At 70.5% G+C, this 8,653-nt stretch carries 9 protein-coding genes (1 of these 9 cut by a window edge); 7 read left to right on the forward strand and 2 right to left on the reverse strand.

Going from position 1 to position 8,653, the window contains the following annotated elements; genetic code table 11:
- Positions 1-204: 204 nt before the first annotated feature.
- The 5 genes from H9L41_RS02685 to H9L41_RS02705 all read left to right on the forward strand — a co-directional run bounded on the left by H9L41_RS02685 (position 205) and on the right by H9L41_RS02705 (position 4,912).
- Complete coding sequence (locus tag H9L41_RS02685) at positions 205-732, forward strand: GNAT family N-acetyltransferase (RefSeq protein ID WP_034606784.1); 528 nt, start codon at positions 205-207, stop codon at positions 730-732.
- A complete protein-coding gene (locus H9L41_RS02690) occupies positions 729-1,400 on the forward strand; it encodes a response regulator transcription factor (RefSeq protein ID WP_028446019.1) in 672 nt (223 codons plus the stop codon). Before H9L41_RS02685 ends, H9L41_RS02690 begins: the two co-directional genes overlap by 4 nt.
- 418 nt (positions 1,401-1,818) lie before the next feature.
- Positions 1,819-2,577: a substrate-binding periplasmic protein gene (locus H9L41_RS02695; protein ID WP_028446018.1), complete on the forward strand. Its 759-nt coding sequence runs from the start codon at positions 1,819-1,821 to the stop codon at positions 2,575-2,577.
- A gap of 160 nt (positions 2,578-2,737) precedes the next feature.
- A complete protein-coding gene (locus H9L41_RS02700; RefSeq protein ID WP_028446017.1) occupies positions 2,738-3,931 on the forward strand; it encodes an AGE family epimerase/isomerase in 1,194 nt (397 codons plus the stop codon).
- 6 nt (positions 3,932-3,937) lie between these two features.
- Positions 3,938-4,912: a carbohydrate kinase family protein gene (locus H9L41_RS02705; RefSeq protein ID WP_308417310.1), complete on the forward strand. Its 975-nt coding sequence runs from the start codon at positions 3,938-3,940 to the stop codon at positions 4,910-4,912.
- Between the two features lie 179 nt (positions 4,913-5,091).
- Here the strand turns inward: H9L41_RS02705 and rfbC are convergent, their stop codons facing one another.
- The gene (rfbC, locus tag H9L41_RS02710) at positions 5,092-5,637 is read right to left on the reverse strand and encodes a dTDP-4-dehydrorhamnose 3,5-epimerase (RefSeq protein WP_028446015.1); all 546 of its coding nucleotides are present in this window, start codon (positions 5,635-5,637) and stop codon (positions 5,092-5,094) included.
- Between the two features lie 96 nt (positions 5,638-5,733).
- Between rfbC and bioF the strand changes: the two genes are divergently transcribed.
- On the forward strand, positions 5,734-6,891 hold the full coding sequence (bioF, locus tag H9L41_RS02715) for an 8-amino-7-oxononanoate synthase (protein WP_028446014.1): 1,158 nt from the start codon (positions 5,734-5,736) through the stop codon (positions 6,889-6,891).
- On the forward strand, positions 6,888-7,652 hold the full coding sequence (gene bioH / locus H9L41_RS02720) for a pimeloyl-ACP methyl ester esterase BioH (protein WP_028446013.1): 765 nt from the start codon (positions 6,888-6,890) through the stop codon (positions 7,650-7,652). Before bioF ends, bioH begins: the two co-directional genes overlap by 4 nt.
- Positions 7,653-7,731: 79 nt before the next feature.
- Here the strand turns inward: bioH and H9L41_RS02725 are convergent, their stop codons facing one another.
- Positions 7,732-8,653, reverse strand: partial view of an NAD(P)H-dependent glycerol-3-phosphate dehydrogenase gene (locus tag H9L41_RS02725; protein ID WP_028446012.1) — the 3' portion only. The gene runs 68 nt beyond the window's last position; the window shows 922 of its 990 coding nt (coding positions 69-990); the start codon falls outside the window, past its right edge — the gene reads right to left on this strand; it ends in the stop codon at positions 7,732-7,734.

Genomic DNA, 8,653 nt, shown 5'->3' on the forward strand with positions numbered 1-8,653 from the left:
CCGGCGAGCCGGTACGCAGAGGGGCCGCCCGTAGATGGCGGCCAGGATGCGCGCACGGGGCCGCGAACCGGCCGGCCGTCAACCTCCGACGGCCGCCGTGGGCCGGGATGCAACGCCGGCCGCGGTGCGGAGCCTTGCGCGCTGCGGCGATCGCACTTTAAGGCATAGAATCCGCCACTGTCTTTTGCCCGGGCCCGCTCGCCGATGATCCGCTTCCTCACCGCCGCCGATGCGCCGGACTTCCAGGCCCTGCGGCTGGCCGGTCTGCACGAGGCGCCCGGCGCCTTCGCCTCGAGCCACGAGGAGGAGTGCGGGCTGCCCCTGGACCAAGTGGCCGCCCGCTTGGAGCGGACCGCCGAGCACTGCGTGCTGGGCGCCTTCGTCGATGGCCGGCTGGCCGGCATCGTCGGCCTGGCGCGCGAGCCGATGCGCAAGCTGCGCCACAAGGCCTGCCTGTGGGGCATGTACGTGGCGCCGCAATGGCGCGGCCGCGGCATCGGCCGGGCCCTGGTGCTGGCGGCGCTGGAGGCCGGCCGGGCGATGCCGGGGCTGCGCCAGGTGCACCTCGGCGTGCACGCGGAGAACGCGGCCGCGCTGGCGCTGTACCGCGCGCTGGGCTTCGAGACATGGGGCACCGAGCGCGACGCGATGTGCGTCGATGGCCGGTTGCAGGACGAACACTATATGACCCGTCCGCTGGTCGGCGTGGATGAAGGAAAGGCTGTGCCATGAAACTGTTTCTCGCCGAAGACGATGCTGTGCTGGCCGATGCCCTGCTGACCAGCCTGTCGCGGCTGGGCTTCGACACCGAGCACGCCGCCGACGGCCTGGTGGCCGAAAGCCGGCTGCTGGCAGCCGATTTCGATGCGGTGGTGCTGGACATCGGCCTGCCGGGCCAGGATGGCCTGAGCGTGCTGCGCCACGTGCGCGCGCAGAAGCCGACGCTGCCGATCCTGCTGTTGACCGCGCTCGACGGCGTCGACGACCGCGTCGCCGGGCTCGACGCCGGCGCCGACGACTACCTCGCCAAGCCGTTCGAATTCGTCGAGCTCGAGGCGCGCCTGCGTGCCTTGCTGCGGCGCAGCCGGGCGGCCGACGCGCCGCGCGACGAGGCGCGCTTCGGCCGCCTGCGGCTCGACCGCGCCGGTCAGCGCGCCTGGGCCGACGATGCGCCGCTCGACCTGTCGGCGCGCGAGCTGTCGGTGCTCGACGTGCTGCTGAGCAATCCGGACAAGGTGGTGACCAAGGAGCAGATCGCGGCCGAACTCGGCGGCGACGAGCTCGGCGTGAACGCGATCGAGGTCTACGTGCACCGGCTGCGCAAGAAGATCGAGCCGGCCGGCGTGGGCGTGCGGGCCGTGCGCGGCCTCGGTTATCTGCTGGAGCGCCGGGCTGATTAGCGTCTGCGGGTGAATGGGCTGCAGTGCGGGCGCCCGGCAGAGCCGGGCGCTAATCATTTGCGGGGCTCGACCAGCGTCGGCGCTGCCCTGATTCAACCCGACTCCCCCGCCCTCGCCGCCGCGAGGGAGCCTCGCTGACGCTCGTCAGCGAGTCGTTCAGCCTGTCGTTGTCGCTATTGACGTTGCTGTTGCTGTTGCCCTTGCCGTCGCCGTCGCTGCATGGCCAGTCTCGTGCGCTCGTGGTGCAGGGCAAAAGCAGGCCCTTGTTGCCGTGAGGGCCGACCTCTTCTGACCGTCGGTCCATTTTTATATTTATGGCGGCCGATCCATTGTTCTTGCCCGGTGGCGGGGCTATGAAGATAGCTGCGGCCGTCGTTCCTGCGCGGCTCTTTCGCTCACCCAACCCGGGAGTCCCTGCATGAAAGCCATCGCTTTTCCCTGCGCCCTGCTGCTCGCCCTGTCGATGCCGCTGCAGGCGGCCAAGTACGTGGTGTGCGGCGTGGAGTGGGTGCCGTTCACCATTCCCGGCGGCGGCGGTTTCGATCGCGGCGTGACGGTCGAGGTGCATACCGAGGCGTTCAAGCGGATCGGCAGCGAGGTCGAGTTCCGCAACGTGCCGTGGGAGCGCTGCAAGAGCAGCGTGGCCAAGGGGGAATACACCGCGCTCATGGACGGCTCGGCCGACCCGGCCGCAGGCCTGATCGTCGGGCCGGTGCCGAACGCCTTCTATCCGACCGCGATCTTCGTGCGCAAGGATTTCCCCGGCGACACCTTCTCGTGGGAAGCGATGAAGGGCAAGACGGTCGGCACCGTGCGCGGCTACGAATATTCCGAGAAGGTCGAGAAGTTCACCGGCTGGCGCCGCGACGAGGCGACCAACGACGAGCAGTCGATGGACAAGCTCAAGGGCAAGCGCTACGACTATCTGCTGACCGATACCTTCACCGCGATGGCGATGTCCAAGAAGCTCGGCTTCGAGGTGAAGATGCTCAAGCCGGCGCTGAGCTCGCAGGATCTGTTCCTCAACTTCGCCGGCAAGGACAAGGATCTCGCCGAAAAGCACGGTGCCGCGCTGCGCGACATGATCAAGGACGGCACGATGGACCGGATCTACAGGAAGTACCTGCCCTACGGCTACACCGATCTGCAGAAGCAGGTGAGCGCGATCGGCGGCTAGGCGCCGGCCGGGCCGGTTGCGGCGCAATGCCGCGATCGGCCTTTGCTGCAATGCAAAACGGGTCGATTCGCGTATTGCTTACGCCGTGCTTACAATGGTCCGGCCCGCATAGAACAAAGCCATCACGGGCTGGCCAACCCGACACGGAACCTCCCAAGCCATGGCCCATCCCGATTTCCGCAGCCGAGCCTTCCTGCTCGACCACATCCGCCACTCGCTGGCCTTCTACACGCCGCGCGCGCTCGATCCGAGCGGCGGTTTCTTCCATTTCTTCAAGGACGACGGCCGCATCTACGACGCGCACACGCGCCACCTGGTCAGCAGCACGCGCTTCGTCTTCGTCTACGCCATGGCCTGGCGCCAATTCGGCGAGCCGGCCAGCCTCGAGGCCGCCCGCCACGGCCTGCGCTTCCTGCGCGAGGCGCATCGCGATCCGGTCCGCGGCGGCTATGCCTGGCAACTGCGCTGGCAGGACGGCCGCGCCACGGTCGAGGACGCCACCAACCACTGCTACGGCCTGGCCTTCGTGCTGCTGGCCTACGCCCACGGCCTGATGGCCGGCATCGAGGAAGCGCGCGGCTGGCTGGACGAGACCTGGGCGCTGATGGAAGCGCGCTTCTGGGAGCCGGCCCATGGCCTCTATGCCGACGAGGCCGACGCCGACTGGAAGGTCGGCCCCTATCGCGGCCAGAACGCCAATATGCACGCCTGCGAGGCGATGCTGGCCGCCTTCGAGGCGACCGGCGAGGCGCGCTACCTCGACCGGGCCGAGACGCTGGCGCGCAACGTCACCGAGCGGCAGGCGGCACTGGCCGGCGGGCTGGTGTGGGAGCACTACCACGCCGACTGGTCGCTCGATCCGGACTACAACCGCGACGACAAGACCAATATCTTCCGGCCCTGGGGCTTCCAGCCCGGCCATCTCGCCGAATGGTCCAAGCTCTTGCTGATCCTCGAGCGGCACCGGCCGCAGCCTTGGCTGCTGCCGCGCGCCGAGGCGCTGTTCGCGGCGGCGGTCGAGCATGCATGGGACGTCGAGCACGGCGGCCTGCACTACGGCTTCGCGCCCGATGCCAGCATCTGCGACGGCGACAAGTATTTCTGGGTGCAGGCCGAGAGCCTGGCCGCCGCCGCCCTGTTGGCGGCGCGCACCGGCGACGAGCAGTACTGGGGCTGGTACGAGCAGCTGTGGGACTACAGCTGGGTCCATTTCGTCGACCACCGCCACGGCGCCTGGTACCGCATCCTCGGCCCGCAGAACCAGAAGCTGACCGATGAGAAGAGCCCGGCCGGCAAGACCGACTACCACACCATGGGCGCCTGCTACGAAGTGCTCAACGTGGTGAAGGAGTAGCGCGCAATGCTGATCGATCCCATCCCGGCGCCGGAGCGGATGGTCCGTCCGGCCGAACCGGCGGCGCTGCCAGAATTCGTCTCCCTCGGCGAGGCGCTGACCGACCTGATCCGCAGCGGCGACGACAGCTGGCGCAGCCTGGTCGGCGGCGCGACCTGGAACGTCGCGCGCGTGCTGGCCCGGCTCGGTGTGCCGAGCGCCTTCGCCGGCGCGGTGAGCCGCGACTGCTTCGGCGATGCGCTGTGGGCCGCCAACGGCGAAGCCGGGCTCGATCCGCGCTTCATGCAGCGCCACGACCGTTCGCCGCTGCTGGCGGTGGTGCACCAGACGCGGCCGCCGCGCTATTTCTTCGTCGGCGACGATTCGGCCGACCTGCATTTCGATCCGGCGACGCTGCCGCTGGGCTGGCAGCAGGCGGCGCGCTGGGCTCATTTCGGCGGCATCAGCCTGGCCCGCGAGCCGCTGGCCGGCCGGCTGGTCGAGCTGGCGACCGAGCTGCGCGCGGCCGGCGTGCGCATCAGCTACGATCCGAATTTCCGCGCCTGCATGGATGCGCGCTACGACGCCACCTTCCGCCGCATGGCGCAACTGGCCGACGTGATCAAAGTGTCGGACGAGGACCTGTGCGGCCTGTTCCGCCACGACGACACCGAGGCCGGGCTGGCCACGCTGCGCGGCTGGAACCCGTCGGCCAGCGTGCTCTATACCCGCGGCGCCGAGGGCGCCAGCTTTCACCTCGACCGCCATTGCTGGTCGTGCCGACCGCCGGCGATCGAAGTGGTCGACACCGTCGGCGCCGGCGACGCCAGCATCGGCGGGCTGATCTACAGCCTGATGCGCCGGCCCGATGCGGCACCGGCCGAACACCTGCGGTTCGCGGTGGCCGCCGGCGCCGCCGCCTGTCTCGCCGCCGGCGCCACGCCGCCCTCGCTGCCGGCGGTGACGCGGCTGGCGGCGGCGACGGTAGCCGGGGAGGATTGAGCCGCGGCTGCAGGAATGCCGAAGGCCGCCTGATGGGCGGCCTTCGGCATTTCGGCGGCAGAGCCGGCTTACGGTGTTGATGTCATGTAGGCGCGGCTTTAGCCGCGAACCGGTCGATGACCCACCAAGCCCCATTCGCGGCTGAAGCCGCTCCTACAGGCTGCTGTTGCCGATAAAGCTCAGGCGAACACATCCGCCTCGCCCAGCGCCTTGCCCTGCTGATCCTTGCCCGACAGCTGCGGCACGCCGTCGAATTCCCAGTCGATCGCCAGCGTCGGATCGTTCCAGGCGACGCAGCGCTCATGCTCGGGCGCGTAGTAGTCGGTGGTCTTGTAGAGGAATTCGGCCGTCTCGCTGAGCACCACGAAGCCGTGCGCGAAGCCGGCCGGCACCCACAGCTGGCGCCGGTTCTCGGCGGACAGCCGCACGCTCACCCAGCGGCCGAAGGTCGGCGAGGACTTGCGCAGGTCGACCGCGACGTCGAGCACTTCGCCGGCCGCCACCCGCACCAGCTTGCCCTGCGGCTGCTGGATCTGATAGTGCAGGCCGCGCAGCACGCCGCGCGCCGATTTCGAATGGTTGTCCTGCACGAACTCGACCTCGGCGCCGGTCAGCTCGCGGAACAGCCGTGCGTTGAAGCTCTCGTAGAAGAAGCCGCGCGCGTCGCCCCAGACCTTGGGCTCGAGGATGACGACGTCGGGAATGGCGGTCGGAATGGCTTGCATGGCAACGATCTCTAGTGCGGACAGCCGCGCACGATAGCAGAACCCTTCTGCGTGCACACCGACGCCCGTACCGGCGGGCCGGCTAGAATGCCGGCCATGCAGACCGACTTCTCCCTTCTCGCCGAACTCGAACACGGCTTGGCCGAACTCGACGACCGGCAACTGCGCCGCCGCCGCCGGGTGGTCGATTCGCCGCAGGGGCCGCATGTCGAGGTCGACGGCCGCCCTTATCTCAATTTCTGCGGCAACGACTACCTGGGCCTGGCCGCCGATCCGCGCCTCAAGGCCGCCGCGGTGGCCGCCATCGACCGCTACGGCGTCGGCAGCGGCGCCTCCCACCTGGTTTGCGGCCACCAGTCGCCGCACCAGGCGCTCGAGGATCGCTTCGCCGCCTTCGTCGGCCGGCCGGCGGCCCTGCTGTTCTCCACCGGCTACATGGCCAATCTCGGCGTCGTCACCGCGCTGGTCGGCCGCGGCGACGCGGTGTTCGCCGACAAGCTCAACCACGCCTCGCTCAACGATGCCTGCCAGCTCAGCCGTGCCGACTTCGAGCGCTTCGGCCACAACGACCTCGCCGCGCTCGAACGCCGGCTCGCCGCCAGTACGGCACGCCGCAAGCTGATCGCGATCGACGCGGTCTACAGCATGGATGGCGACCTGGCGCCGGTGGCCGAGCTGCTGGCATTGGCCGAGCGCTACGACGCCTGGCTCTATCTCGACGACGCCCACGGCTTCGGCGTGCTGGGCGAGGGCCGCGGCAGCGCGGCGCACGCGGGCATCGCCTCGCCGCGGCTGATCTACCTCGCCACGCTGGGCAAGGCGGCCGGCAGCGCCGGCGCGCTGGTGGCGGCCGAGGCGGCGGTGATCGACTGGCTGCTCAACAAGGCCGGCACCGCGATCTACACCACCGCCGCACCGGCTGCGATCGCGGCGGCGACGCTGGCCGCGCTCGACGCGATCGAGCACGAGCCGTGGCGGCGCGAGCGGCTGGCGCAGCACGTCGAGCGGCTGCGCGCCGGCCTGGCCGGCAGCCGCTACCGGCTGGCGCCGTCGCAGACGCCGATCCAGCCCATCCTGCTGGACGATGCCGGCCAGGCGCTGGCCTTGTCGCAGGCATTGTTCGAACGCGGCCTGTGGGTCGCGGCCATCCGCCCGCCGACCGTCGCCACCGCGCGGCTGCGCGTCACCCTGTCGGCGCTGCACGCCGATGCCGAGATCGACCGCCTGGTCGCCACCCTGCTGGAACTGCAATGAGTCTCTACCTCGAAACCCTGGGCCACGGCGACGACGTGGTGCTGATCCACGGCTGGGGCATCCACGGCGCGGTCTGGCAGCGCACCGCCGAGCGGCTGGCCGAGCGCTACTGCGTGCATATCGTCGATCTGCCCGGCTGCGGCGACAGCGCGATGCTGCAGCCCTATACGCTGGAGTCGCTGGCCGACGCGCTCGACGCGGCCTTCCCGCTGCCGGTCCACGTGATCGGCTGGTCGCTCGGCGGCGCGGTCGGCGCGCAATGGGCGCTGCGCCGGCCCGACCAGCTGCGTTCGCTCACGCTGTGCGCTTCCTCGCCCTGCTTCATGCAGCGGGCGGACTGGCTGCACGCCACGCCGCCGGACACCCTGGCCGCCTTCGCCCATAGCCTGGCCGACGATTACGCGGCCACCATCGACATGTTCCTCGGCCTGCAGGTGATGGGCAGCCGCGACGGCCGCAGCGTGCTGCGCGCGCTCAAGGACGCGCTGGCCAGCCGGCCGGCGCCGGGGCCGGCGGCGCTGATGGCCGGGCTCGATCTGCTGCGCGAGGCCGATCTGCGCGGCGAGGTGCCCGCCATCGGCTGCCCGGTGCTGCTGCAATACGGCGACCGCGACCGCATGACCCCGCCGGAGGCGGGCCGCTGGCTGGCCGCGGCGACCGGCGGCGAGCTGGTGCTGCATGCCGGTGCCGGCCACGCGCCGTTCATCTCGCACGAGGACGCCTTCGTCGCGGCACAGCGCGCCTTCCTCGACCGGCTCTAGCGTTCCGCTCAGGGCAGGCGAAGAAAAAGGCAGCCCGCCGGGCTGCCTTATTCATGTCCGAGTAGCGGAACGCCGAAACTCAGGCTGCTTCCTGCTTCGACCCGCGTCCCATCAGGCCGGCGATCGCCTCGGCCGCCGGCAGGCCTTCGAACAGCATGTCGCACACCGCCTCGGTGATCGGCATGTCGACGCTGAAGCGCGCCGCCTGCGCCTGCACCGCGCGCGCGGTGTTCACGCCCTCGGCGACGTGGCCCAGGTTCTCGATGATCTCGGCCAGCGGCTTGCCCTGCGCCAGCAGCAGGCCGACCTTGCGGTTGCGCGACAGGTCGCCGGTGCAGGTCAGGATCAGGTCGCCCAGGCCCGACAGCCCCATCAGGGTCTCGGGATGAGCGCCGAGCGCGATGCCGAAGCGGGTGATCTCGGCCAGCCCGCGCGTGATCAGCGCCGCGCGCGCGTTGTGGCCCAGCTTGAGGCCGTCGGCCACCCCGGCGGCGATGGCCATGATGTTCTTCACCGCGCCGCCGATCTCGGCGCCGATCACGTCGGTGCTCGAATAGACGCGCAGCCGCGACGAATGCAGCGCCGCCGCCATCGACTGGGCGAACGCCTCGTCCTCGGCCGCCAGGGTCAGCGCCGCCGGCAGACCGGAGGCGACTTCGAAGGCGAAGCTCGGCCCGGTCAGGATGCCGCGCTGCACCTCGGCGGGCAGTTCGGCGGCCGCCACTTCGTGGGCCGGCAGCAGGGTATCGGCCTCGAGGCCCTTGCAGGCCCACAGCACCGGCGCCCGCCGACCGAGCTGGCTCAGCGCTCGCAGGCTGGGCCGCAGGCCCGCGGTCGGTGTCACCACCAGGATCAGCTCGGCCTCCGCGGTCGCGGCGGCCAGGTCGGCGGTGACCGCGAGGCCATCGGGGAAACGCAGGCCGGCCAGGTAGCGCGCGTTCTCGCGCTGCTCGGCCATCGCCTTCGCCTGTGCCTCGTCGCGCGCCCACAAGGTCACCGCA

This window comes from Chitinimonas koreensis, assembly GCF_014353015.1.
Classification (GTDB): domain Bacteria; phylum Pseudomonadota; class Gammaproteobacteria; order Burkholderiales; family Chitinimonadaceae; genus Chitinimonas; species Chitinimonas koreensis.

Coding starts and splice junctions, on each gene's coding strand:
- H9L41_RS02705 (WP_308417310.1), top strand. CDS start 3,938: ATGCTGATCGATCCCATCCCGGCGCCGGAGCGGATGGTCCGTCCGGCC.
- rfbC (WP_028446015.1), bottom strand. CDS start 5,637: ATGCAAGCCATTCCGACCGCCATTCCCGACGTCGTCATCCTCGAGCCC.
- H9L41_RS02685 (WP_034606784.1), top strand. CDS start 205: ATGATCCGCTTCCTCACCGCCGCCGATGCGCCGGACTTCCAGGCCCTG.
- bioF (WP_028446014.1), top strand. CDS start 5,734: ATGCAGACCGACTTCTCCCTTCTCGCCGAACTCGAACACGGCTTGGCC.
- H9L41_RS02695 (WP_028446018.1), top strand. CDS start 1,819: ATGAAAGCCATCGCTTTTCCCTGCGCCCTGCTGCTCGCCCTGTCGATG.
- H9L41_RS02700 (WP_028446017.1), top strand. CDS start 2,738: ATGGCCCATCCCGATTTCCGCAGCCGAGCCTTCCTGCTCGACCACATC.
- H9L41_RS02690 (WP_028446019.1), top strand. CDS start 729: ATGAAACTGTTTCTCGCCGAAGACGATGCTGTGCTGGCCGATGCCCTG.
- bioH (WP_028446013.1), top strand. CDS start 6,888: ATGAGTCTCTACCTCGAAACCCTGGGCCACGGCGACGACGTGGTGCTG.